This is a genomic window from Streptomyces sp. NPDC087263 (assembly GCF_044744645.1).
In the GTDB taxonomy this organism is placed as follows: Bacteria; Actinomycetota; Actinomycetes; order Streptomycetales; family Streptomycetaceae; genus Streptomyces.
Genome location: NZ_JBIUYT010000004.1, coordinates 763,586 through 788,412 on the forward strand (window position 1 = coordinate 763,586; position 24,827 = coordinate 788,412).

Below are 24,827 nucleotides of genomic sequence, written 5' to 3' on the forward strand. Positions count from 1 at the left end.
CAGGGCGTGGGGAACTCCGCGAGCAGCCACGACGAACCGGTAGACGACGCCCCTGAATTCCAGCGGAGCGCTCAGCGCAGAATCCCCTCCAGGAAGTCGCTCCCCAGCCGGGCCACGACGGTGACATCCAGCTGATGCAGCACATACCGCCCCCGGCGCCGGGTGGTGATCAGGCCCGCCTTCTTGAGCACGCTCAGGTGCCGGGATATCTCGGGGGCGCTCATCCCGTGGACCTGCGCCAGCTCGCCCGTGGTGTACGCGCTGCGGGCCAGGTGGCGGCAGATCCGCATCCGGACCGGGTGGGACAGCGCGGTCATCCGCAGGGTCAGCTGCTCGACCGAGGGCGGGGCGGCGAGCTCGGGAGAGCTGATCGGGTAGTGCAGCACCGGCTGCCATCCGTATCGGTGCAGCACCATGAGATGCGGCCAGCCGAGACTGGTGGGCACGAGCAGGAGGCCGCCCTCCGCGGTGACCGTGCGGCCCTCGGCCAGCTTGTCGACGGTGATCCGCTCGGCCGCCTCGTCCAGAGCCGTCGCGGGGGACACCGAGGCCAGTGCCTCGCCCAGGCCCTTGTGCCGCAGCAACTCCGTCTTGTGCCGGGCGTCCGCCGCGAGCTGGTGGCGCAGACGGGACCAGTCCGCGGCGAAGAAGGCCTCGTCGCAGTCCTCCAGGAACCGCCTCAGCCAGGCCCGGACGCTCGGCGGATCGTCCAGCAGCCGGTTGGTGAACCGCGCCTGCTGCGGCCCGCGCGAGGCGGCCAGCTCCACCACGCGGCGGCGCACCTCCGGGTCGCAGAGCGCGGCGGGTCCGCGCGAGTCGTACGCCGGCACGCAGGTGAACTCCAGGGCCGCGTCCACGAACTGCTCGTCCGTCAGCTTGTCCAGCAGATCCAGGTCCTCGGCGAGCGTCGCGCCCGGCAGCGTGGTGCCGCCCGGAATCCCGGCGGCGGGCAGGAACAGGTCCGAGAACGTCGTCCGCCACAGGAAGTCCGCCTCGCACATCCGGTCCGCGAGATCGGGCTCCAGCCGTGCGCTCACCCCCGTCGCCCAGCCCTGCAGCCCGGGGTGGTGCCCCGGCTCGGACAGGGCGTGCAGCGCCATACCGAGCTCGGCCAGCGGCGAGGGCACGACGGCGATGTCCTCCCGCCGCAGCCCGGTGATGTCGATGCGCACGCTCATGACCTCATGGTGCACCCCGCCACTGACAACGCCGCCGTCGATTGACCGCAGCCGTCAATCGAGGCGACGTACGGCCTGAGCAGGCGCAGGCTGGGAGCACCGGGGCACACCGCGGGGCCCACGGATCCCCTTCCCCGTCCCGAGAGGCGATCCGCCATGAGCATCACCCAGCAGTACCTCCTCGACACCTACCGGGCCCGGCAGCACGGCGAGCCCGCCCCTCCGGCACCCGGCAGCCACGACTGGCAGGCCGTCCGCGAGCTGCGCGACCACCGGCGGTTCCGCGCGGTCCTGGCGGGCCGCCCGGCCCATGGGCGGATACGGGAAGCCCTGCGCCGGGGGCTGACCGCCCGTCGGTGACCTGCGGTCAGCGGGGCAGCCGCTCCACGAAGTCGCGTACGGCCGCCTTGACGTCCTGCGCCGTCCACTCAAGGCCCGGCGCCGTCACCGTGACCTCGGTGTACGCCAGTCCCGGACCGCCCGGCGCCCAACCCTGCGCGAAGAGACCGGTCTTCGTCTCCTCGGTCTGCCGCAGCCCCGCATCGCCGAGGACGTCGGGCTCGTACGGCAGCCATACCTGGAACTGGTGGGTGTGCGGTTCCTCGGGGTGGACGCGCACCCAGGGGACACCGGCCTCCGTGAACCCCTCGCGCAGGGCGGCGGCGATCACGCGCGCGTGGGCCACGTATTCCGGCAGTCGGGGCAACTCCCGATCCAGACCGATGAGCGCCGCCAGGACGGTCGGGAACTGCTGGAGGATCATGCCGCCGTACCGGTGCCGCCAGGTCTTCGCCTCGTCGATGAGCGTCTTCGGGCCCGCGATCGCCGCCCCGCCGAGCCCGTCGAGTGACTTGTAGAACGACACGTAGACGCTGTCCGCGAGGCCCGCGATCTCGTCCAGAGGACGGCCGAAGTGGGTGGTGCACTCCCACAGCCGGGCACCGTCGAAGTGCACCACCGCGTCACGTTCCCGTGCGGCCTCGACGGTCTCGGAAAGCTCCTCCCAGGACGGCAGCACGAAACCGGCCTCCCTGAGCGGCAGTTCGAGCAACAGCGCCCCGAAGGGCTCCGCGAAATTCTGTATCTCCTCGGCGGTCGGCAGCCGGGGCGCGTACGTCACATGCACCGGACGCAGGCCGCTGACCTGGCTGAACGCATGCCGCTCATGCATCTGCGGGTGGCTCAGCTCATGCAGCGCGACGGTCGGGTTCCCGGTGCGGCCCGCCCAGCAGCGCAGGGCGATCTGCTGGGCCATGGTGCCGGTGGGGAAGAAGGCGGCGGCCTCCTTGCCGAGCAGGCCCGCGACCCGCTCCTCCAGGGTCTCCACCAGCCGGTCGCCGTACATGTCGACCGGCTGGTCGAGGTCGTACACGCCCTCGGCCCCCTCGTTCAGCCACGCCAGCCGGTCGCGGACCGTGCTCTGGTAGCCGGGGCGCCACAGCACCCGCCGGGCGGCCCGCCAGGCGGCGACACGGCGCTCCCGCTTCTGCTCGTCCGTCCCGTCCGTCCCGTCCGTCCCGTCCGTCCCGTCCGTCCCGTCCGTCCCGTCCAAGGGTGGGTCCACCGGTTCTGCCGCTGTATCACTCGCCGTATCGCTCATCCCCGGATGATGCCGCGCACGAGGCCGCTGCGGCACCTCGATTTCCGTACCCCCGCGACCTGCGGAAAACCCACAGCCTGTGGACAACGAAAACGCCCCTCGAACCAATCGCGTTAACATGACGAGAAATCGTCCGGTACATCGTCCGGTACCCCGAGCGGACTGGAACGGGAAGGCCGTCGTCGAGTGAGCACATTCCAACAGCCAGATCCCAGGGACCGCCCCGCGCGGCTCACCGTCGGCGTCGTCGGTGCCGGCCGGGTGGGCCCCACCCTGGCCGCCGCCCTCCAACTCGCCGGGCACCGCCCGGTGGCCGTCTCCGGAGTCTCCGACGCCTCCGTACGGCGGGCCGCGCAACTGCTGCCCGACGTGCCGCTGGTGACCCCGGCGCAGGTCATGGCGCGGGCGGATCTGGTGCTGCTGACCGTCCCCGACGACGCCCTGCCGGGGCTGGTGGAAGGGCTTGCGGATACCGGCGCCGTGCGGCCGGGGCAGCTGCTCGTGCACACCTCGGGGCGGTACGGCGCGCGCGTGCTCGACCCGGCGCTCAGGGCGGGCGCGCTGCCGCTCGCCCTGCACCCGGCGATGACGTTCACCGGCAGCCCGGTGGACGTACAGCGGCTCGTCGGATGCTCCTTCGGGGTCACCGCGCCCCAGGAGCTGCGGCTGGCCGCCGAGGCCCTGGTGATCGAGATGGGCGGCGAGCCCGAGTGGATCGCCGAGGAGAGCCGGCCGCTCTACCACGCGGCCCTCGCACTCGGCGCCAACCACCTGGTGACCCTGGTCGCCGAGTCCATGGAACTGTTGCGCGCCGCGGGTGTGGAAGCCCCCGACCGGATGCTGGGCCCGCTCCTCGGGGCCGCCCTGGACAACGCGCTCCGGTCGGGCGACGCGGCCCTCACCGGCCCCGTCGCGCGCGGCGACGCGGGCACGGTCGCCGCGCACGTCGCGGAGCTGCGCAAGCACGCCCCGGGGACCGTCCCGGGCTATCTGGCGATGGCCCGCGCAACCGCCGACCGTGCGCTCGCCCACGGGCTGCTCAAGCCGGAACTCGCCGAGGACCTGCTGGGGGTACTCGCCAACGGCGCGTCCCTGCCGGACGACGGGAGCGACCGATGACCACCGCCGCCCTCCTGCGCCACGACGGGAGTTCCGCATGACTACCGTCCTCCTGCGCCACGACAGGAGCTCCCGATGACCACCGCCCTCCTGCGCACCGCCGACGAGCTGCACGCGCGCGTGCGCGGCGGTCGCCGAGCCGTCGTCATGACCATGGGAGCCCTGCACGAGGGCCACGCCACACTGATCCGCACCGCTCGTGAGATCGCCGGTGACGGGGGTGAAGTGGTCGTCACGGTCTTCGTTAACCCTCTTCAGTTCGGCAAGGGCGAGGACCTCGACCGCTACCCGCGCACCCTCGACGCCGACCTCAAGATCGCCGAAGAGGCGGGCGCGGATGCCGTGTTCGCCCCCTCGGTGGACGAGGTCTACCCGGGCGGCGAGCCCCAGGTCCGCGTCAGCGCGGGCGCGATGGGCGAGCTCCTCGAAGGAGCCACCCGCCCCGGGCACTTCGACGGCGTACTCACCGTCGTCGCCAAGCTGCTGCACCTCACCCGGCCCGACGTGGCCCTCTTCGGGCAGAAGGACGCCCAGCAACTGGCCATGATCCGGCGCATGGTGCGCGACCTGAACTTCGGCGTGGAGATCGTCGGCGTACCCACCGTGCGCGAGGAGGACGGGCTCGCCCTCTCCAGCCGCAACCGCTATCTGTCCCCCCAGGAGCGGCGCACCGCGCTCGCCCTCTCGGGGGCCCTGTTCGCCGGCCGCGACCGGCACGCCGCGCAGGAGGCCCTGCGCGCGCGTGCCCGTGAAGTGCCCGCCACGCGCGCGCGTGCCGAGGCCCTCAGCGCGATCGGCGAGTCCCGCGCGGCGGCCGACGCGCACGCCGTCGCGAAGGCGGTCCCCGGTGTTCCCTCCGGTGTCCGCGTGGCGGCCCGCCTGGTCCTCGACGAGGCGGCACGTATGCAGCCGCCCCTGGTCCTGGACTACCTGGCCCTGGTCGACCCGGCCGACTTCACCGAGATCGACGAGGACTTCACCGGCGAGGCGGTCCTCGCCGTCGCCGCCCGGGTCGGCACGACCCGCCTGATCGACAACATCCCCCTCACCTTCGGAGCCGCTTCGTGACCGGCAAAGGCACAGGTACGGGTACCGGTAAGAGCACTGGTACCGGCATACGACTGCACGCGCCCGCCCCCGGCTGGGCCCTCACCGCCGACGTCGTGGTCGTCGGCTCCGGCGTCGCGGGCCTCACCACCGCCCTCCGCTGCGAGGCCGCGGGCCTGCGGACCGTCGTCGTCACCAAGGCCCGCCTGGACGACGGCTCCACGCGCTGGGCGCAGGGCGGCATCGCCGCGGCCCTCGGCGAGGGCGACACCCCCCAGCAGCACCTCGACGACACCCTGGTGGCAGGCGCGGGCCTGTGCGACGAGGAGTCCGTACGCATCCTCGTCACCGAAGGCCCCGACGCCGTACGCCGCCTCATCGAGACCGGCGCCCACTTCGACGAGTCCGCCGAGGGCGCCCTTGAACTGGCCCGCGAGGGCGGCCACCACCGCCGCCGCATCGCCCACGCGGGCGGCGACGCGACCGGCGCCGAGATCTCCCGGGCGCTCGTCGAGGCGGTACACGCGCGTGGTCTGCGGACGGTCGAGAACGCGCTCGTCCTGGACCTCCTCACGGACGCCGACGGCCGCACCGCGGGCGTGACCCTGCACGTCATGGGAGAGGGCCAGCACGACGGCGTGGGAGCCGTGCACGCCCCCGCCGTGGTCCTCGCGACCGGCGGCATGGGCCAGGTCTTCTCCGCCACGACCAACCCCTCGGTGTCGACGGGCGACGGCGTGGCACTGGCCCTGCGCGCGGGCGCCGAGGTCTCCGACCTCGAATTCGTCCAGTTCCACCCGACCGTGCTCTTCCTGGGCGCGGACGCCGAGGGGCAGCAGCCGCTCGTCTCCGAGGCGGTACGCGGCGAGGGCGCCCACCTGGTCGACGCGGACGGCGTGCGCTTCATGGTGGGCCAGCACGAGCTGGCCGAGCTGGCGCCCCGGGACATCGTCGCCAAGGGCATCATGCGCCGCATGCAGGAGCAGGGCGCCGAGCACATGTTCCTCGACGCCCGGCACTTCGGCGCCGACATGTGGGAGCACCGCTTCCCGACGATCCTGGCCGCCTGCCGCGCCCACGGCATCGACCCGGTGTCCGAGCCGGTCCCGGTCGCCCCGGCCGCCCACTACGCCTCCGGAGGCGTCCGAACGGACGCCCTGGGCCGCACCACGGTGCCGGGCCTGTACGCGTGCGGCGAGGTCGCCTGCACCGGCGTGCACGGCGCCAACCGGCTCGCCTCCAACTCCCTCCTGGAGGGGCTGGTCTACGCCGAGCGCATCGCGGCGGACATCGCGACCCGGCACGAGGAGAACCGCCTCCACGCGCGCGTGCCCGAACCCGTCCCGCACCCCGACAAGCCCGCGCACCCGCTGCTCGCCCCCGAGGCCCGGTTCGCGATCCAGCGGATCATGACGGACGGCGCCGGTGTGCTGCGCTCGGCCGCCTCGCTCGCCGGCGCCGCCGACCGCCTCCAGCGGCTGCATGCCGACGCCCGCGACGCCCTCGACGAGAACGGCAAGACCGCCGAGCCCGGCGTCGACACCTGGGAGGCCACCAACCTCCTGAGCGTGGCCCGGGTCCTGGTCACCGCCGCCCACCTCCGCGAGGAGACCCGCGGCTGCCACTGGCGCGAGGACCACGCCGACCGGGACGACACGGACTGGCGCCGCCACATCGTCGTACGGCTGAATCCCGACCGGACGCTCGCGGTACACACCACAGACACCGCAGACTTCCCCCCGACCCGGCAGAACCGCCAGGACCGTCAGTCCCGTCCCCAGGAGCAGTGACCGAAGTGAGCACCCCCGACCTTCCCCTCGTCCAGAGCGGCGGCTGCGGCGACGGCTGCGGCTGTGGCGCCGACGCGGACGAGACGTACCTGGAGTGCGGCCTCGACCCCGCGCTCGTGCAGCTCCTCGCCGAGGCGGGACTCGACCCCCTGGAGGTCGAGGACATCGCGAACGTGGCCATCCAGGAGGACCTCGACCACGGCGTGGACGTGACCACCGTCGCGACCATCCCCGAGGACGCCGTGTCCAGCGCCGACTTCGTCGCCCGCGACGCGGGTGTCGTCGCGGGGCTGCGGGTGGCCGAGGCGGTCGTCTCCGTGGTCTGTACGGACGAGTTCGCCGTCGAGCGGCACGTCGAGGACGGCGACCGGGTGGAGGCAGGCCAGAAGCTCCTGACCGTCACCACGCTCACCCGCGACCTCCTGACGGCCGAGCGCAGCGCGCTGAACCTCCTGTGCCGCCTCTCCGGCATCGCGACCGCCACGCGCGCGTGGGCGGACGCTCTGGAGGGCACCAGGACCCGGGTGCGCGACACCCGCAAGACGACGCCGGGCCTGCGCTCCCTGGAGAAGTTCGCGGTGCGCTGCGGCGGCGGCGTCAACCACCGCATGTCCCTCTCGGACGCGGCGCTGGTCAAGGACAACCACGTGGTCGCCGCGGGCGGCGTGGCCCAGGCCTTCAAGGCCGTACGCGAGGCCTTCCCGGACGTGCCGATCGAGGTCGAGGTCGACACCCTGCAGCAGCTGCGCGAGGTCCTGGACGAGGGCGCCGACCTGATCCTTCTGGACAACTTCACGCCCGGCCAGTGCGAGGAGGCCGTCGCCCTCGTCGACGGCCGCGCACTCCTGGAGGCCTCGGGCCGCCTCACCCTAGGCAACGCCAAGGCGTATGCCGGGACCGGCGTCGACTTCCTGTCGGTGGGCGCGCTCACGCACTCCTCGCCGATCCTCGACATCGGCCTCGACCTGCGCGAGGCGACGACGGACGAGGCGGCGTAGGACCCATGCTGCTCACGATCGACGTCGGCAACACGCACACCGTCCTCGGCCTCTTCGACGGGGAGGAGATCGTCGAGCACTGGCGCATCTCCACGGATGCCCGCCGCACCGCCGACGAGCTCGCCGTGCTCCTCCAGGGCCTGATGGGCATGCACCCGCTGCTGGGCGAGGAACTCGGCGACGGCATCGACGGCATCGCCATCTGCTCCACGGTTCCGTCCGTGCTGCACGAGCTGCGCGAGGTGACCCGCCGCTACTACGGCGACGTGCCCGCCGTGCTGGTCGAACCCGGCATCAAGACCGGCGTGCCGATCCTGATGGACAACCCCAAGGAGGTCGGCGCCGACCGCATCATCAACGCGGTGGCGGCGGTCGAGCTCTACGGGGGGCCGGCGATCGTCGTGGACTTCGGTACGGCGACCACGTTCGACGCCGTGTCCGCGCGTGGCGAGTACGCGGGTGGGGTGATCGCTCCGGGCATCGAGATCTCCGTCGAGGCGCTCGGCGTCAAGGGCGCGCAGCTTCGCAAGATCGAGATCGCCCGGCCTCGGACGGTGATCGGCAAGAACACGGTCGAGGCCATGCAGTCCGGCATCATCTACGGGTTCGCCGGCCAGGTCGACGGCGTCGTCAACCGGATGGCCCGTGAGCTCGCCGACGATCCCGACGATGTCACCGTCATCGCCACGGGCGGTCTGGCGCCGATGGTTCTCGGCGAGGCGTCGGTCATCGACGAGCACGAGCCGTGGCTGACGCTGATCGGGCTGCGGCTGGTGTACGAGCGGAACGTGTCCCGGACGTAGTGCCTGCGGCTGAGCCGCTGCCGGGTTTTTCGCCCCCTCCGCCCCTGCCCGTCCCTCTTGCCCTGGGGGCTGCCGCCCCCAGGCCCCCGCTGTCGGCCTGGACGGCCTCGTCCTCAAACGCCGGACGGGCTGAAAACGCCGCCCCTGCGGGTGGGTGGGGGATGGGGATGGCCGGGCCTCGCTGTCAAACGTCGGACGGGCTGGAAGATCTCGTCGGCCGGGGCTGAAGAGTGCCGTCCCTGCGGGTCGGTGCGGGATCGGGATGGCACCACCTCGTCCTCGAACGGCGGGCGGGCTGAAACCGCGTCCCGTGTGGTGGATGGGGGATCGGGACGGCGCCGTCTCGCCCTCGGTCGCCGGGTGGGCCGGGGATGGCTCCGGAAGAGGCGCGCCGTGATCACGCCTTATGCGCGTTTTGTCTGATTAGCGCGTATCGTCGGCGCATGCCCACGCCATACGGATCCCGCGGCGGCATGGCGTTCGGTGCGGAGGAGCTGCGTGTGCTCCGTCGCGCTCTCGCCCTCGCCCTCCACCCCAGCCCCGTCTCGGCCGAGGACCTCCAGGACTGCCTTCGCCTTGCCGAGTCCGTCGACGAGGCGGCCCGCGAGGGTGCCAGGCTCCGGGCCTTCCTGGTGGCCGACCTGGCCCGCTACCGGGGCGCGCTGCCCGGCACCGCGGCCGGCTACCTGCTGCTCCTGGAAGAGGTACTCGGCAACGGCTACCGCCCGAACCCGGACGACCTCGCCGCGCTCCGAGCCCTGCGCGGCAATCCCTCCGCCGCGGCTCTCCTGCACCGCTGCCGGGTGCTGGCCGAGCAGGACGTACGCGCACGCCCGGCCGGCCGCACCGTCCCGTCGTCCCGCACCCGCCTCCTCGCCCTCCCCGGCGGTCTGGCCTCCGACCAGGGCGCCAAGAAGCCCGTGGAGAAGCCGGCCGGACAGCCGCAGTCACGGCCCCCGGCCAAGACCCCGCGCCCGGAGCGCCCCATCCCCACCCCGGGTGAGGTCTTCCCTCCGAAGCGCAAGCCCGCACAGCCACCGGCGAACCCGCCTCAACAGCTCGCGGCGGGCTAGCTACTCTGGAGGCATGGACTATGTCTCCGCGCTCGTGCCCCCGGTAGTGATGGCCGTGTTCTTCATCGGGCTGATCGTGACGATCGTGAAGAGCCAGGGCGGGGCCAACAAGGCCAAGGAGGACGCGTTCGTCGACGCCGCCCTCGCGCGCGCGGAGAGCGCCCGACAGGACTCACGGGGCACCGAGGACTGAGCACCCGGCCCTCACCGGGACACTCATCGGCGTACGACTCATACGTTTTTCGAGTCGTACGCCCTTTTTGTTGCTGAACTCCCACTATTGTTCTGAACTGTGCCTCGCCCATTGGGAGAACTCGAAGACGCGGTCATGACGCGGGTGTGGAAGTGGAACCGCCCGGTGACCGTTCGAGAAGTCCTGGAAGACCTTCAGCAGGAACGGTCCATCGCCTACACCACGGTGATGACCGTTTTGGACAATCTCCATCAGAAGGGCTGGGTGCGCCGGGAAGCCGAAGGCCGTGCCTATCGATATGAGGCGGTCTCCACACGTGCCGCCTACGCGGCCGCGCTCATGAACGAGGCCTGGTCACAGAGTGACAACCAGGCCGCCGCTCTCGTCGCGTTCTTCGGCATGATGAGCGAGGAACAGGGACATGCGCTCCGCGACGCCGTACGTATGGTCCAAGGACCGCAAACGCCCGAGGCGGAGAACCCGCCCCGTGAGAACCCCGGCTCCGACCGCGACGACAGCGGGCGATAGCGTCCGCTCATGCCAGCAGAGCATCCCGCGGAGCTTCCGTCAGAGCGTCCCGAAGCCAGTGCAAATGCCATCACCGTCCGGCGGGCCAGGACCAGCGATGTCGCTGCCGTGCGCCGACTCCTTGACGCGAACGTCCGACAGCGCATCCTGCTCGACAAAGCGACGGTGACTCTTTACGAGGACATCCAGGAGTTCTGGGTCGCGGAACGGGGCGCCGGTTCACGTTCTGAGGTCGTCGGCTGCGGTGCGCTGCACGTGATGTGGGAAGACCTCGCGGAAGTCCGCACTCTCGCCGTGAACCCCGCGGTGAAGGGCGTCGGTGTCGGTCATCAGTTGCTGGAGAAGTTGCTGCAGACTGCACGCTGGCTCGGCGTTCGACGCGTTTTCTGTCTGACCTTCGAAGTCGACTTCTTCGCGAAGCACGGCTTCGTGGAGATCGGTGAGACACCCGTTGACACCGATGTCTACGCCGAGCTACTGCGTTCCTATGATGAGGGCGTGGCGGAGTTCCTCGGTCTCGAACGAGTGAAACCGAACACCTTGGGCAACAGTCGGATGCTTCTGCATCTGTGATCGCCCACCATTATTCCGGTTGAACGCCCTGCCCAGGTTCCCTATGTCCGAAACGCGCACGTTTTCGGTCCGTCAGTGCACAGTGGGTCTCCTCCAGGGGTTTGTGTTTTTCCAGCAAAAGCGGTTTGCTTTCCGACGTACTGCAGTACTGCATATAACAGGGGCCGTGAAACAGCGGCAGACGCTGAGTCCCGCGGCCCTGAAGTTATCGATGAAAGGAAATCCGGTGGCACAGAAGGTTCAGGTCCTTCTTGTCGACGACCTCGACGGTGGCGAGGCGGACGAGACCGTGACGTTCGCGTTGGACGGCAAGACGTACGAAATCGATCTCACGACTGCCAATGCGGACAAGCTCCGTGGCCTTCTCGACGCCTACGTGAAGGGTGGCCGCCGTACCGGGGGTCGCGCTTCGGGTGCACGTGGAAAGGCTCGCGTCGCCTCCGGTGGCAGCCAGGACACCGCTCAGATCCGCGCGTGGGCGAAGGAGAACGGCTTCGAGGTCAATGACCGCGGCCGAGTTCCCGCGACCATTCGTGAGGCCTACGAGAAGGCCAACGGCTGAGCGCACGCGCGCCGCAGCCGTACCCGGTGGCATTGCGTCGCCATCGTGTCGACGAGTCGTACGAGATCGGGGGCGCCCCCAACGCCCCCCACGGCCGAAAGTGCCGGCAGCGCCGACATCGTCGGCAGCGAGGACTCGACCTCGCACCCAGGCTCGGGGGGCCGCAGCCAGACAGCGGCCCCCTGTGGACTGGTCAGTGGTGAACCGGCCCCTGGTGAGCCCGCCCCCTGTGGAGAACCCAGGCTCGATGGCGGTGAAACCCGTGGCATCCCCGGTAGTCGTGCGGTCCCCGGCATTCCCGGTGGCCACGGAGCCTCGATGCTCCCGCCCGCGCCGATCGCCCTGAGGTCCAGCGTGAGGGCGCCCCACTCCAGCCAGTCGAGCAGCCCCGGCAGCTCGTCCGCGCTCCCCGCGGCGACCAGGAACCGCATCCGCCCGCCCCGCGTCCGGTGCCCCGGGTGAAGTGCCACCGGAGACCCGGTGCCCGGGTCCAGGTGCCGCAGCGCCACGTATCCCGCCTCCGCCGGCACGTCCAGCACGTCGAAGCGCAGGCCGGTGGCAAGGCGTACCGGGGCCCCGGGCACTGTCGCCCAGCCCAGTTCGTTCTCGTACCACTGCCGCACCGGATCGCTCGGGTCGAGCGGCCTACGGGGGTGGGGAACGGTGGGAATCATGCCAAGAGCAACAGCCGGAAAGGCTCCGGAGTTACGCTGGGTGTTCCGGTGAACGCGCAGAGTGTGGGAAATGGGGGCGTGTGGGGGTGATCGACGGCGCATGGGTGTTCGCCCGTAGCGGAGGGAACCGGCGCGCGCGGCATGGAGTATCAGTGCGTGCGGGTAAGACATCCCTAGTGGGAGGGTCGACACGCATGGCTCGGGCATCTCACGTTCGCCATCGGCGTACAGCGGGAGAGGGTATCTGCCTGGCCTGCGGGAACATCGTCTCGCACCATCAGGTTGGAGCAGATGTCGGCGTTCGGGGTCAGGAGGCCAAGGACGGTGTCGGCAGTTGGAATGAGCGGTCCCTGCTTGCGGGACTAAGCTGCGGAAGGACAGGGAGGGGAGCGTCCCCTTACTGCCTGACCGCTCTGAGGAGCGATTAACGATGTTCGAGAGGTTCACCGACCGCGCGCGGCGGGTTGTCGTCCTGGCTCAGGAAGAAGCCCGGATGCTCAACCACAACTACATCGGCACCGAGCACATCCTCCTGGGCCTGATCCATGAGGGTGAGGGTGTCGCCGCTAAGGCCCTGGAGAGCCTCGGGATTTCGCTCGAGGCGGTCCGCCAGCAGGTGGAGGAGATCATCGGGCAGGGTCAGCAGGCCCCGTCCGGGCACATTCCCTTCACCCCCCGTGCCAAGAAGGTCCTGGAGCTTTCGCTCCGCGAGGCTCTTCAGCTGGGCCACAACTACATCGGCACGGAGCACATCCTGCTCGGCCTGATCCGTGAGGGCGAGGGCGTCGCCGCCCAGGTCCTGGTCAAGCTGGGCGCAGACCTCAACCGGGTGCGGCAGCAGGTCATCCAGCTGCTCTCCGGCTACCAGGGCAAGGAGACCGCCGGCGCCAGTGGCGGCCCCGCCGAGGGCACTCCCTCGACGTCCCTGGTCCTCGACCAGTTCGGCCGGAACCTCACCCAGGCCGCTCGTGAGTCCAAGCTCGACCCGGTCATCGGGCGCGAGAAGGAGATCGAGCGGGTCATGCAGGTGCTGTCCCGTCGTACGAAGAACAACCCGGTCCTGATCGGTGAGCCCGGCGTCGGCAAGACCGCCGTCGTCGAGGGTCTCGCCCAGGCCATCGTCAAGGGCGAGGTGCCCGAGACCCTCAAGGACAAGCACCTCTACACCCTGGACCTCGGCGCACTGGTCGCCGGCTCCCGCTACCGCGGTGACTTCGAGGAGCGCCTCAAGAAGGTGCTCAAGGAGATCCGCACCCGCGGCGACATCATCCTGTTCATCGACGAGCTGCACACGCTGGTCGGTGCGGGTGCCGCCGAGGGCGCCATCGACGCGGCTTCGATCCTGAAGCCGATGCTGGCCCGTGGCGAGCTGCAGACCATCGGTGCGACGACTCTGGACGAGTACCGCAAGCACCTCGAGAAGGACGCGGCCCTCGAGCGCCGCTTCCAGCCGATCCAGGTGGCGGAGCCTTCCCTCCCCCACACGATCGAGATCCTCAAGGGCCTGCGGGACCGCTACGAGGCCCACCACCGCGTCTCCATCACGGACGAGGCTCTGGTGCAGGCCGCGACGCTGGCGGACCGCTACATCTCGGACCGCTTCCTGCCCGACAAGGCGATCGACCTGATCGACGAGGCCGGCTCCCGGATGCGCATCCGCCGGATGACCGCTCCGCCGGACCTCCGCGAGTTCGACGAGAAGATCGCGGGCGTGCGTCGCGACAAGGAGTCCGCGATCGACTCGCAGGACTTCGAGAAGGCCGCCTCCCTCCGCGACAAGGAGAAGCAGCTCCTGGCCGCCAAGGCCAAGCGGGAGAAGGAGTGGAAGGCCGGCGACATGGACGTCGTCGCCGAGGTCGACGGCGAGCTGATCGCCGAGGTGCTGGCCACGGCCACGGGTATCCCGGTCTTCAAGCTCACCGAGGAGGAGTCCTCGCGGCTGCTGCGCATGGAGGACGAGCTCCACAAGCGGGTCATCGGCCAGAAGGACGCCATCAAGGCGCTCTCGCAGGCGATCCGTCGTACGCGAGCGGGCCTCAAGGACCCGAAGCGTCCCGGTGGTTCGTTCATCTTCGCCGGCCCCTCGGGTGTCGGTAAGACCGAGCTGTCCAAGACTCTCGCGGAGTTCCTCTTCGGCGACGAGGACGCACTGATCTCCCTCGACATGTCGGAGTTCAGCGAGAAGCACACAGTGTCGCGTCTCTTCGGTTCGCCCCCCGGTTACGTGGGCTACGAAGAGGGTGGCCAGCTGACGGAGAAGGTGCGCCGGAAGCCGTTCTCGGTGGTTCTCTTCGACGAGGTCGAAAAGGCCCACCCGGACATCTTCAACTCGCTTCTCCAAATCCTGGAGGACGGTCGCCTGACCGACTCCCAGGGCCGGGTCGTGGACTTCAAGAACACGGTCATCATCATGACGACCAACCTCGGCACCCGGGACATCTCCAAGGGCTTCAACCTCGGCTTCGCGGCCGTGGGTGACGTCAAGTCCAACTACGACCGGATGAAGGCCAAGGTCAACGAGGAGCTGAAGCAGCACTTCCGCCCCGAGTTCCTGAACCGTGTCGACGACACGGTGGTCTTCCACCAGCTCACCGAGGAAGACATCATCCAGATCGTCGACCTCATGATCGCCAAGGTGGACGAGCGGCTGAAGGACCGGGACATGGGCCTCGAGCTCAGCCCGACCGCCAAGTCGCTCCTCGCCAAGAAGGGTTACGACCCCGTCATGGGCGCCCGGCCGCTGCGCCGGACGATCCAGCGCGAGATCGAGGACCTGCTCTCCGAGAAGATCCTCTTCGGCGAGCTGCGCCCCGGCCAGATCGTGGTCGTCGACACGGAGGGCGAGGGTGACGCGAAGAAGTTCACCTTCCGCGGCGAGGAGAAGTCCGCGCTCCCCGACGTCCCGCCGATCGAGCAGGCCGCGGGTGGGGCCGGTCCCAACCTGAGCAAGGAGGCGTAGGCGCCACGGCGCCCGCCTGAACGGAGGGGCTGCCCCGGGACTTCGGTCCTGGGGCGGCCCCTTTTTTCCTGCCTACGACAGGTGCGCGGGACGGGGGCCGAGCGTAGGCCCCGTCACATTTCCGCAGCCCCGGACTCCGCTACCCGGTGACATGACGCACAGGCGATTTGTCCGTTACTAGGGCGAATAGTGGAGAGGTTGATGTGGACAAAACGGACCCTTGGTCTGAGGGTTCGGTAGGGCGTCCGGCATCTCGGGTGGGAGTGGGCATGTGTGGCCATTCCCGTGCGGTGCGACTGCTCGAAGTGGGGTTAAACCCATCTTCCAGGAAAAAATCAGGATGATTCATGACGGGGTGGGGCGTCTGTCAAGGACGTGTAAGTTTCGGGGTCAAGTACGACCTTTCCTCGTAGATCGCGTGTTTGGGGGTCGGCGGGGGTGCGGGTTACCAAGGGGTGGTCCCTCCGGCGGGTGTCCCTGCGTCGGGTGGGCTTTCTGTCCCCGTCTCCGTGAGGTCCCCATGTCGAAGCGCGTCACGTCCCGTCACTCCCGTACGTCCCTGATCCGCACGCGGGCGGCCGTCCTGGCCGTCGGCCTCGGCGCCTCGGTCGTGCTGGGCGCCGGGGTCGCGGCCGCCGCGAGCAGCAGCGGGACCGTCACCGCCGCGCGCGTCACGCAGGCGAAGGCCGTGAGCGTCACGCAGGCGAAGGCCGCGACGAAAGCCACCAAGGCCGCCTGGGTCGACCCGGTGAAGAAGTACACCCTGTCCGCCAGTTTTGCCCAGGCCGGGACCATGTGGTCGTCCACCCACTCCGGGCAGGACTTCGCCGTGGCCGCCGGGACCCAGGTCATCGCCGCGCACGGCGGTACCGTCGTCAAGGCCGGTCCGAACGGCGCCGGTGACGGATCCGCGTACGGCAATGCCATCGTCATCAAGCACGGCAACGGCACGTACTCGCAGTACGCCCACCTGTCGAGGATCAACGTGAAGGTCGGCCAGGTCGTCACCACCGGTCAGCGCATCGCGCTGTCGGGCAACACCGGCAACTCCAGCGGGCCCCACCTGCACTTCGAGATCCGTACGACCGCCAACTACGGGTCCGCCGTCGACCCCGTCGCCTTCCTGCGCTCCAAGGGCGTGACCGTCTGACGAACGGCGCTCAGGAAGCGGTAGCGCCTCCGTGTGCCTGCGTCATCAGATCGATCGCGACCTCCAGGACGGCCTTGCGCTTGTCCTCGGGGTCGCCTTCGACGTCTCTGAGGACGAACATCCCGGCGTGCATGGTGAAGAGTGCGCTGACGCAGCGGACCTGGTCGGTCAGCGGTGACTCGGGCTCCCGGATGATGTCGAGCATGCTGTGCATGCGGTCCTTGAAGGTCTCGCCGATGCTCAGCTCTCGTACGGTCGCCTGGTTCTCCTGCATGAAGCGGAAGAGCGGGGCCGCGCCGGTGAGGGCCTCGCTGTACTGGCGCAGGACCTCCTTCTTGGTGTCCAAGGTGCGCGGCTGCTGCCTGCCCCACTCGATCAGCTCGTCGAGCGGTCGCGTCAGGTCCTGGAAGAGGCTGATGAGGATCTCTTCCTTGGTCTTGAAGTGGTAGTAGAGCGCGGCCTTCGTGACGTCGAGGTGCTCGGCGATCTCGCGCAGCGAGGTCTTCTCGTAGCCCTGCTCGGAGAAGAGTTCGAGGGCCACGTCCTGGATGCGCTGGCGGGTGTCCCCGCGGCGCTGTCGCTTGGTGCCATCCATGGTGCCGCCCATTCTCGTGGTCCTCGCGCTCCCCTGGAAACCTACCTGTCGCCCGGCTGGTAAAGCCCGGCGAAACTTACTTGACGACCGGCTAGTTGCCGGTCTAATTTCCCTAGTGTAGTCAACTTGCCGGTCGGCAAGTAAGTAGCCGGGGACGGCAGCTGTACCTAGGGGAGTGGGAACGATGGCGGACAACACCGGAGTGGTGGCAGAGCCCGAGAAACAGCCACGCAGCGTGCGCGTGGTCCTGTTCGCGCTGATGGTCGCGATGATGCTGGCCATGCTCGACAACATGATCGTGGGCACCGCGATGCCGACGATCGTGGGCGAGCTGGGAGGACTTGAACATCTGTCGTGGGTGGTGACGGCGTACACCCTCGCGACCGCGGCCTCCACCCCCATCTGGGGCAAGGTCGGCGACATGTACGGGCGCAAGGGCGCCTTCATGACCTCGATCGTGATCTTCCTGATCGGGTCGGCGCTGAGCGGTATGGCGCAGGACATGGAGCAGTTGATCGGGTTCCGTGCGATTCAGGGGCTCGGCGCCGGTGGTCTGATGGTCGGCGTCATGGCGATCATCGGGGACCTCATTCCGCCGCGTGAGCGGGGCAAGTACCAGGGGATGATGGCCGGCGTGATGGCGCTCGCCATGATCGCCGGACCGCTTGTCGGCGGCACCATCACCGACCACTGGGGCTGGCGCTGGTCCTTCTACATCAACCTGCCGCTCGGCATCGTCGCGCTCCTCGCGGTCAGTGCCGTACTGCACCTGCCGAAGAAGCGGGTGGAGGGACGGATCGACTATCTGGGCGCCGGGCTGCTCACCGTGGGCATCACGTCCATCGTGCTCGTCACCACCTGGGGCGGCAGCGAGTACGCCTGGGGCTCGGCCCGGATCATGGAACTCATCGCCATCGGTGTCGTCGCCCTCGTCGGGTTCGTCTTCGTGCAGACCAAGGCCGTCGCGCCGGTCGTACCGCTGCACATCTTCCGCAGCCGTAACTTCACCCTCATGTCGATCATCGCCTTCATCACCGGTTTCGTGATGTTCGGTGCGACGCTCTTCCTTCCGCTGTACCAGCAGTCGGTGCAGGGCGCGTCCGCGACCAACTCCGGACTGCTGCTCCTGCCGATGCTCGGTGCGATGCTCGTCACCTCGATGGTGGCCGGGCGGGTCACCACCAACACCGGCCGGTACAAGGTCTTTCCGCTCGTCGGCGGTGCGCTCATGACGGTCGGGCTGTTCCTGCTCTCGCAGATGGACACCGAGACGACCCGGCTGACGTCCGGGGTGTACATGGCCGTGGTCGGCGCCGGTATGGGCTGCCTGATGCAGATCACCATGCTGGTCGCGCAGAACAGCGTCGAGATGAAGGACATGGGGGTCGCGTCCTCGACGAGCACCCTCGCCCGTACGCTCGGGTCCTCCTTCGGTGTCGCGATCATGGGTGCGCTGTTCAACCAGCGGGTGAATGACGTGATGGACGAGCGGGCCGGGGCGCTCGGGTCCCAGGTGACCGCGCAGTCCGCGCAGCTCGACGCGGCGAGCCTGGCGAAGCTGCCGCCGCCGGTACGGGAGGCGTATCAGTACGCGGTGTCCTCCGGGACGCACTCCGCGTTCCTGCTGGGGGCGGTGGTGGCTGTGGTCGCGCTGGTGGCCGCCCTGTTCGTCAAGGAGGTCCCGCTGAAGGGGGCGGGGGCGCCGAAGCCGGCCGAGGAGGATGCGGCTGGGGACGCCGCTGGGGCGAAGCTGACGGTTGCAGAGGCCGTCTGAGTCGCGTCCACTCCACCTTGGTCCGAAGACCCCCGGCGTTGTCCGCCCCGGGGGTCTTCGTTTGTACGTGTACGTGTACGCGTACGGGGGCTGGGGGCGGGTTGGATTCGCCCCCTCCGCCCCTTCCCGTCCCGTTTCTGAGGGCTGCCGCCCCCGGGCCCCCGCTGTCGGCCTGAACGGCCTTGTCCTCAAACGCCAGACGGGCTGAAAGTGCCGGTGGGTGGGGGTTGGGGATGGCACTGCCCGGTCCTCCGGCGCCGGGCGGGATAAGAGATCTCCGGCCGAGCTCTCGTACGCCGGGCGGGCTGAGAGATCCTCCCCGGTCGGGGTTCCGGGGCTCTAGTCCGGCAGCATCGGATAGCTTCCCGTGTTTGTCGGGGCGTGTTCCGGGAGCCACAGGACGGCGACCGCGCCCTCGGCGGGGACGTCGTCCGGGGCGCCGGGGGGCAGGACGTTGCGGAAGGTCAGCCGGGCGCCGAGGACTCGGGCCTGGCCGGCTGCGATGGTGAGGCCGAGGCCGTGGCCGTAGCCCGCGCGGTCGGGGCTGCCGGTGCGGAAGCGGCGGGGGCCGTCGACGAGGAGGGCGGCCGGGAAGCCGGGGCCGTGATCGCGTACGCGGATGACGCGGCCCTCGACGGTCACCTGGACGGGCGGCTTGCCGTGCCGGGCCGCGTTGGCGAGGAGGTTGAACAGGACGCGCTCCAGGCGGCGCGGGTCGGTCGTGACCTCCGACTCGTGCACGACGCGTACGTCGATGTCCGCGTCCTTGGCCGTCACCCGCCGCGACACGAACTCGCCGAGCAGGATGTCCTGCAACTCGGCCCGCTCGGAGGCGCCGTCGAGCCGCGCGACCTCCAGGACGTCCTCGACAAGGGTGCGCATGGCCTGGGCGCGGTCGCGGACGAGCTCGGTCGGCCGGCCCGGGGGCAGCAGTTCCGCCGCGGTCAGCAGTCCCGTCACCGGTGTACGCAGCTCGTGCGCGATGTCGGCGGTCACCCGGCGCTCGGCCTCGATGCGCTGCTGGAGCGTGTCCGCCATCGCGTCCACCGCCCGTGCCAGGTCGTCGGTCTCGTCGCGCAGGAACCCGCCGATGGAGTCCCCCACCCGGACCTCGGTGTCGCCCGAGGCGACCTGGTTCGCCGCGGCGGCGGCCTTGCGCAGCCGGTGCGACAACTGGCCGCCGATGAGTACGCCGAGCGCGCTGCCGCCGAAGACGACCGCGATCGAGCCGATGAGCAGCGCCTGGTCGAGGTCGGACATGACAGCGCTGTTGCGGTCGGTGAAACCCGTGTGGAGTGAGAGGACGCGGCCGTCCTTGAGCGGTACGGCGGCCCAGATGTCCGGCACGCCGCTGGGGCCGTTGGACACGTAGGTCGCCCGCCGCCCCTGCGTGACCTTCTCCAGCAGGGCCGCCGGGATGGACGGGTCGTCGACCTCGACCCCGAAGGCCAGCGTCCGCCCCGACTCGTACATGCGCTGTGCGACCTGGAGGCGCTCGTCCGCCAGATCGCGCGAGTTGTCGAGCATCGACACCTGCGCCGCGTTGTGCACGACCAGGCTCAGCGCGATCGCGACCAGCGCGCCGACGAGCGCGATCGCGGCGCTGAGCTTCCATCGGATGCCGGTGCGGATGCCCGTGCGGATGCCCATGCCCATGCCCGTGCCGTCGCTCGTTGCCCGGGCCGTTCTCTCCCGCACCCGGCGGCTGAATATGCCCCGCATACCCCTGCTCAGGCCTTCAACTTGTAGCCGAAGCCGCGGACCGTCTCGATGCGGTCCTGGCCGATCTTCGTACGCAGCCGCTGCACATGGACGTCGACGACGCGGGTGTCACCGCCCCAGCCGTAGTCCCACACGCGTTCGAGCAGTTTGTCGCGGCTCAGGACCGTGCCAGGCGCCGACGAGAACTCCAGGAGCAGCCGCATCTCGGTGGGCGTCAGCGCCACCGGCGTACCGCCCCTGCGGACCTCCATGCCCTCGGTGTCGATCTCCAGATCACCGTGGCCGAAGGAGAGCACACTGCCGTCGGCCGATGAGTGCCCTTCTGCGCCCGCGCTGTTCGCCGGACCGCTCGCGTGCCCGAAGCGGCGCAGCACCGCGCGGATACGGGCGACCAGGACGGCGCCGTCGAACGGCTTGGTCACGTAGTCGTCGGCGCCCGCCTCCAGCCCCAGGACGACGTCGATCGAGTCGGCGCGCGCGGACAGCATGATCACGGGGACCGTCGACTCGTCGCGGATACGGCGGCACAGGCTGACGCCGTCGAGTCCGGGCACCATGACGTCCAGGAGCGCGATGTCGGGGCGGTTCGCGCGGAACGCCTCCAGGCCCGACAGACCGTCCGGCATCGCGGTGACCGCGAAACCGTCCCGCTCCAGCGCGAGTTGGGTGGCCTCACGGATGACGTCGTCGTCCTCGACGAACAGGACGTGGGTCTGCTCCGACATCCGATGCTCTGCCGACCGATGCTCCGCCATCCGGTGCTCTGCCGACCGATGTTCCGACATCCGATGCTCCGACATCCGGTGTTCTGCCATCCGAGGCTCTGCCATCCCTTGATCTCAGTGGTCGTTCTCAGTGGTGGTTCTCAGTTGTCGGACGCGGGGGTGGGCGCTTCCGCGCCGCCCACCGCCTTGCTGTAGTCGTTGTGGATCCGGGACTCCTCCGCGAAGTGGGTCGCCGACCAGGCGTAAGTGATCACTTCTTCGCTGGAGGGATACGACATCGGATCGCCCTTCGCGTACAGCTGCTGGGTGACCACCAGGTCACCCCGGTCGATCTCGGCGTAGACCGGAGGTTCCTCGGCCTTGAAGACGTTCTGGTACCTGCCGTCCTTCTCGCGGTACACATACGAGCCGACGCCGACGGCATCGGCACAGGTCATCACGTTGACCACGACGTCGTTCGTGGTTCCGCCGGTCAGTTTCCCGTACGACACGTCGACCGGGTACTCGTCGGCGACGCACGGCTTCAGGGCGTTCTTGACCGCCGGGCTGACCTCCGGGTCGTTCTTGACGAGCTTGACCGCGTCCACGCGCTGGGGTGCCTTCGTGGCGGAGGCGGCGGGGGTCTGCGCGGTGCTGGGCACGGCGGCCTCGCTGCCGGCCGGGCCCTCGTCGCGGGCTCCGGTGCCGCCCGTCGCGCAGGCGGTCAGGAAAAGGCCGAGGGCGGCGAACGCGGCCACCGCCGCACTCCCCGCCTTCACAGCCTGCCGGGCCGACCGGGGTGACCGGACCGATCCGGCCCGTCCGGACTGCCTGGCCCGGTTTTCTACGCCGCGCAACGCTCCCGCCCCTCACTCGCTTCGAGCGCGCGTGCGCCGCGCTCCTCGTGGTCCCGGTTCTCCAGCTCCTCGCGGAGCCGGGCCAGGGCCCGGTGCAGCGTGCTCTTGACCGTACCGGCCGACATGCCGAGGGCGGCGGCCGTCTCCTCCGTGGACATCTGCTCCCAGTGTCGCAGCACCACGACACTGCGCTGCTTGGGAGCCAGCACCTTCATGATGTCCATCAGCAGGGCGCGGTCCGCGTGCTGCTCGGTGGAGTCGTCGACGCAGGCGTCCGGAAGCTGCTCGGTCGGTACCTCCTCGAGCTTCCGGGCGCGCCACCACTCTGTCCGCGTGTTGATCATCACACGCCGCAGGTAGGCGTCGGCCAGCCGCTTGTCCGCGATGCCGTCCCAGCGGCCGTACGTCCGCACGAGCGCGGTCTGTAGCAGGTCCTGGGCGTCGACCGGGTCGGGGACCAGGCGGCGTGCACTGCGCAGCAGCGCGTCCTGCCGAGTGCGGACGTACTCCTCGAATTCGAGCACCTCGCCGTGCGCCATGATCAACCGCCTCCATCCCCGTTTCCGGCCTGTCGGCTGTCGCCGGCCGCCGGTTGTCCGTTGCCTGAGATGAAGCTACGGAGGGGTTGTCACGGGCCTGTCCAAGACAGCATGCGGAGAACGCTCGGCTGTCCGTCAGTTGTGTAACGGATGTAGGGCATGGGTAAGACGGGGTGCTGGTATGTCCAGGTTGAGATTGTTTTGCCGTACCGACTGTGTCCGTTACGTCAAGGGGAGCTGATACAGACCACCCGGAAGCGGCTCCACGAGCCCGTCGGCGACGAGGCCGTCGAGGGCGCGGGCCCGCTGCACCGGCTCGCCCCATACGCGGTCCAGGACGGGCTGCGGAACCGGGGTGACGGCCTCCCGGAGTACGGCGAGAAGCTTGCCGCGGACCTGGCGGTCGGTACCGGCGTACGTCTGACCGCGCCGCGGCGGCCCCTCGTGCTCGGGCTTCCCGGCCAGGCGCCACGCGCACCGCGCCGCGATCGGGCAGCGGTCACAGGACTCGTTCTTCGCCGTGCAGACGAGTGCGCCCAGCTCCATCGAGGCGGCGGCCCAGCGCGCGGCGGTCCGCTCGCTGTCGGGCAGCAGCGCGCGGGCGAGCTTGCGCTCGGCCGCCGTCGTCGCGTTCGGCGGGTACCGCACACCGGTGACCGCGCGCGCGAAGACCCGTCGTACGTTCGTGTCCAGGACGGCGTGACGCCGGCCGTACGCGAACGACGCCACCGCCGCCGCCGTGTACTCGCCGATACCGGGCAGCGCGAGCAGCTGCGCGTGCTCCGCCGGTACGTCTCCGCCGTGCCGTTCCGTTATGGCCACCGCGGCGCCGTGCAGACGCAGTGCGCGGCGGGGGTAGCCGAGGCGTCCCCAGGCGCGGACCGCCTCGCCCGGCGGCTCCTTGGCCAGGTCGGCGGGACGGGGCCAGCGGGACAGCCACTGCTCGTACACGGGCAGCACCCGGTTCACCGGCGTCTGCTGCAGCATGAACTCGCTGACCATCACCCCCCAGGGGCCGGCGTCTTCGCGGCGCCACGGGAGGTCACGGGCGTGCGCGTCGAACCAGGCGATGACGGGGGTGTGGAGGGTCTCGCCCGGCGAGGCGGTGGCGGTGGCAGTGGCGGGCTGGGGCGTGGGTTTGGTGGGTGCAGTCATGGCGGGGTCGATCCTGCCATGCGGGGGCGTCCGGGGATGTCTGCTGGTGCCGGTCGGGTGGGATGGTTTTTCGCCCCTGCTGCCCCTGCTGCCCCTGTCTCTGTCCGTCCCTGCCCGTCCCGTACCTGGGGGCTGCCGCCCGGAGCCCCCGCATCGGCCCGAACGGCCTCGTCCTCAAACGCCGGACGGGCTGGAACGGGCGTAGCCCGGAAGTACGGGACGCGTAGGGGCGGAGGGGGCGAAAAAACCCAACCCCGGTGCCCCGTAAGCACGTAGCCCGGAATGATGATCCGGAAAAGTTGCGCCAGGGCGGCGGGTGGGGGCAGGCGCCGACCCGGATCTCTCGTACAGTTTGCGCCGTGGGATCACTGCGCAATCCGGTCGGGCCGCTTCCCTCCACCATCTACTGGCGTCGGAGGGCCGTTCTGCTGTCTCTGCTCGCCCTGTTGGCGCTGCTGACCGTGTGGGTGGTCGGCTCCGGCGGCGGAGGCGGGTCGAACAACGGCGACGGGTCCAACGGAAAGAATCCCGTGCCCTCGACGATCACTCCCGGGCCGTCCGGCTCAGGTCCCGCGATCAGTGAAAACCCGGGCGGGCGCGAGGAGTCGACCGCCGGCACCGGTGGGAGCGGCTCGGACGACGGGTCCGGGGACGGTTCAGGTTCCGGTTCCAGCGCCGGGTCCACCGCAGGTTCCGGGGGCTCAGGCGGGAGCGACGGCACCGGTACCGGAACCGACGACGGCTCCAACGGCTCGGGAGGATCGGCCGATCAGCTTCCGGCCGGTTCCACTCTCCCCAACTGCACCGCGAACGCCGTCAAGTTGACGCTGCGCAGCGTGCGCAACAGCTACGCACCCGGCGAGAAGCCGACGTTCGAGCTCACCGCCAAGAACTCCTCGGGCAGCGACTGCAAGGTCGACCTCGGCCCGAAGGGCGCCGTCGTGACGATCACTCAGGCCGGGAGCGACGACGACATCTGGTCCTCCGGTGACTGCCCGACGGGTTCCAGCAGTCTCCTCTTCCGTGTCACCGCCAACGGGCAGGTGACCCGCACGGTGGAGTGGGACCGCAAGGCCAGCGCCCCCGAGTGCGCCACGCCGCCCGCGATTTCGGCGACGGCGGGCACGTATCTGGTGGAGGCGCAGGCGCCGGGACTGACGAAGGCTCAGACGTCGTTCGTGCTTTCCAAGGACTGAACGCAGAGCGCGGCTGGAGCTGAGACACCTCAAGGGCT

24 protein-coding genes are annotated in these 24,827 nt (G+C 70.0%); 15 read left to right on the forward strand and 9 right to left on the reverse strand.

Going from position 1 to position 24,827, the window contains the following annotated elements; genetic code table 11:
• Positions 1-71: 71 nt before the first annotated feature.
• Entirely contained in the window at positions 72-1,178 is a 1,107-nt protein-coding gene (locus ACIPC1_RS16825) for a DUF5937 family protein (protein WP_402517530.1), read from the reverse strand.
• Between the two features lie 156 nt (positions 1,179-1,334).
• Between ACIPC1_RS16825 and ACIPC1_RS16830 the strand changes: the two genes are divergently transcribed.
• Complete coding sequence (locus ACIPC1_RS16830) at positions 1,335-1,538, forward strand: hypothetical protein (protein WP_402517533.1); 204 nt, start codon at positions 1,335-1,337, stop codon at positions 1,536-1,538.
• A gap of 7 nt (positions 1,539-1,545) precedes the next feature.
• On the opposite strand, the gene ACIPC1_RS16835 is transcribed toward ACIPC1_RS16830, so the two are convergent.
• Entirely contained in the window at positions 1,546-2,778 is a 1,233-nt protein-coding gene (locus tag ACIPC1_RS16835) for a threonine aldolase family protein (protein WP_402517535.1), read from the reverse strand.
• Between the two features lie 186 nt (positions 2,779-2,964).
• Between ACIPC1_RS16835 and ACIPC1_RS16840 the strand changes: the two genes are divergently transcribed.
• The 10 genes from ACIPC1_RS16840 to ACIPC1_RS16885 all read left to right on the forward strand — a co-directional run bounded on the left by ACIPC1_RS16840 (position 2,965) and on the right by ACIPC1_RS16885 (position 11,464).
• Positions 2,965-3,897 (forward strand): Rossmann-like and DUF2520 domain-containing protein, encoded by a 933-nt coding sequence (locus ACIPC1_RS16840; protein ID WP_402517538.1) that lies wholly within the window; start codon positions 2,965-2,967, stop codon positions 3,895-3,897.
• Positions 3,898-3,972: 75 nt separating this feature from the next.
• Positions 3,973-4,965 carry a pantoate--beta-alanine ligase gene (panC, locus tag ACIPC1_RS16845; RefSeq protein WP_402517541.1) on the forward strand — a complete coding sequence of 331 codons (993 nt, stop codon included), beginning with the start codon at positions 3,973-3,975 and terminating at the stop codon, positions 4,963-4,965.
• The gene (locus tag ACIPC1_RS16850) at positions 4,962-6,734 is read left to right on the forward strand and encodes an L-aspartate oxidase (RefSeq protein ID WP_402517544.1); all 1,773 of its coding nucleotides are present in this window, start codon (positions 4,962-4,964) and stop codon (positions 6,732-6,734) included. The genes panC and ACIPC1_RS16850 overlap by 4 nt, the downstream gene beginning before the upstream one ends.
• A gap of 5 nt (positions 6,735-6,739) precedes the next feature.
• Positions 6,740-7,732: a carboxylating nicotinate-nucleotide diphosphorylase gene (gene nadC, locus ACIPC1_RS16855; RefSeq protein WP_402517668.1), complete on the forward strand. Its 993-nt coding sequence runs from the start codon at positions 6,740-6,742 to the stop codon at positions 7,730-7,732.
• Positions 7,733-7,737: 5 nt separating this feature from the next.
• Positions 7,738-8,535, forward strand: coding sequence for a type III pantothenate kinase (locus ACIPC1_RS16860; protein WP_266456992.1), 798 nt, complete (start codon positions 7,738-7,740; stop codon positions 8,533-8,535).
• Between the two features lie 473 nt (positions 8,536-9,008).
• On the forward strand, positions 9,009-9,608 hold the full coding sequence (locus tag ACIPC1_RS16865) for a hypothetical protein (RefSeq protein ID WP_402517670.1): 600 nt from the start codon (positions 9,009-9,011) through the stop codon (positions 9,606-9,608).
• 13 nt (positions 9,609-9,621) lie between these two features.
• Complete coding sequence (locus tag ACIPC1_RS16870) at positions 9,622-9,801, forward strand: hypothetical protein (RefSeq protein ID WP_402517547.1); 180 nt, start codon at positions 9,622-9,624, stop codon at positions 9,799-9,801.
• 111 nt (positions 9,802-9,912) lie between these two features.
• Positions 9,913-10,329: a BlaI/MecI/CopY family transcriptional regulator gene (locus ACIPC1_RS16875; RefSeq protein ID WP_402517550.1), complete on the forward strand. Its 417-nt coding sequence runs from the start codon at positions 9,913-9,915 to the stop codon at positions 10,327-10,329.
• A gap of 9 nt (positions 10,330-10,338) precedes the next feature.
• A complete protein-coding gene (locus ACIPC1_RS16880; protein WP_402517552.1) occupies positions 10,339-10,902 on the forward strand; it encodes an amino-acid N-acetyltransferase in 564 nt (187 codons plus the stop codon).
• A gap of 226 nt (positions 10,903-11,128) precedes the next feature.
• Positions 11,129-11,464 carry an Lsr2 family protein gene (locus ACIPC1_RS16885; RefSeq protein ID WP_326721505.1) on the forward strand — a complete coding sequence of 112 codons (336 nt, stop codon included), beginning with the start codon at positions 11,129-11,131 and terminating at the stop codon, positions 11,462-11,464.
• On the opposite strand, the gene ACIPC1_RS16890 is transcribed toward ACIPC1_RS16885, so the two are convergent.
• Complete coding sequence (locus ACIPC1_RS16890) at positions 11,443-12,138, reverse strand: SCO3374 family protein (RefSeq protein WP_402517554.1); 696 nt, start codon at positions 12,136-12,138, stop codon at positions 11,443-11,445. The genes ACIPC1_RS16885 and ACIPC1_RS16890 overlap by 22 nt on opposite strands.
• Positions 12,139-12,568: 430 nt before the next feature.
• Between ACIPC1_RS16890 and ACIPC1_RS16895 the strand changes: the two genes are divergently transcribed.
• Positions 12,569-15,097, forward strand: coding sequence for an ATP-dependent Clp protease ATP-binding subunit (locus ACIPC1_RS16895; protein ID WP_384392676.1), 2,529 nt, complete (start codon positions 12,569-12,571; stop codon positions 15,095-15,097).
• A 520-nt stretch (positions 15,098-15,617) separates the two neighbouring features.
• Positions 15,618-16,247, forward strand: a complete 630-nt coding sequence (locus ACIPC1_RS16900) for a M23 family metallopeptidase (RefSeq protein ID WP_402517558.1) — start codon at positions 15,618-15,620, stop codon at positions 16,245-16,247.
• 10 nt (positions 16,248-16,257) lie between these two features.
• Here the strand turns inward: ACIPC1_RS16900 and ACIPC1_RS16905 are convergent, their stop codons facing one another.
• Positions 16,258-16,854, reverse strand: a complete 597-nt coding sequence (locus ACIPC1_RS16905; protein WP_402517560.1) for a TetR/AcrR family transcriptional regulator — start codon at positions 16,852-16,854, stop codon at positions 16,258-16,260.
• A gap of 172 nt (positions 16,855-17,026) precedes the next feature.
• On the opposite strand from ACIPC1_RS16905, the gene ACIPC1_RS16910 reads away from it, so the two are divergent.
• Complete coding sequence (locus tag ACIPC1_RS16910) at positions 17,027-18,616, forward strand: MDR family MFS transporter (RefSeq protein ID WP_402517562.1); 1,590 nt, start codon at positions 17,027-17,029, stop codon at positions 18,614-18,616.
• Between the two features lie 339 nt (positions 18,617-18,955).
• Here ACIPC1_RS16910 and cseC read toward each other — a convergent pair whose 3' ends face one another.
• The 5 genes from cseC to ACIPC1_RS16935 form a co-directional block, all read right to left on the reverse strand.
• Positions 18,956-20,338 carry a two-component system sensor histidine kinase CseC gene (gene cseC / locus ACIPC1_RS16915; protein WP_402517565.1) on the reverse strand — a complete coding sequence of 461 codons (1,383 nt, stop codon included), beginning with the start codon at positions 20,336-20,338 and terminating at the stop codon, positions 18,956-18,958.
• An 8-nt stretch (positions 20,339-20,346) separates the two neighbouring features.
• Complete coding sequence (gene cseB, locus ACIPC1_RS16920; RefSeq protein WP_402517567.1) at positions 20,347-21,063, reverse strand: two-component system response regulator CseB; 717 nt, start codon at positions 21,061-21,063, stop codon at positions 20,347-20,349.
• Positions 21,064-21,203: 140 nt separating this feature from the next.
• The gene (locus ACIPC1_RS16925) at positions 21,204-21,800 is read right to left on the reverse strand and encodes a hypothetical protein (RefSeq protein ID WP_402517570.1); all 597 of its coding nucleotides are present in this window, start codon (positions 21,798-21,800) and stop codon (positions 21,204-21,206) included.
• Between the two features lie 86 nt (positions 21,801-21,886).
• A complete protein-coding gene (locus ACIPC1_RS16930; RefSeq protein WP_402517573.1) occupies positions 21,887-22,438 on the reverse strand; it encodes a SigE family RNA polymerase sigma factor in 552 nt (183 codons plus the stop codon).
• Positions 22,439-22,660: 222 nt separating this feature from the next.
• Complete coding sequence (locus tag ACIPC1_RS16935) at positions 22,661-23,593, reverse strand: A/G-specific adenine glycosylase (RefSeq protein ID WP_402517574.1); 933 nt, start codon at positions 23,591-23,593, stop codon at positions 22,661-22,663.
• A gap of 359 nt (positions 23,594-23,952) precedes the next feature.
• Between ACIPC1_RS16935 and ACIPC1_RS16940 the strand changes: the two genes are divergently transcribed.
• Positions 23,953-24,789, forward strand: a complete 837-nt coding sequence (locus tag ACIPC1_RS16940; RefSeq protein ID WP_402517577.1) for a hypothetical protein — start codon at positions 23,953-23,955, stop codon at positions 24,787-24,789.
• Positions 24,790-24,827: the final 38 nt, after the last annotated feature.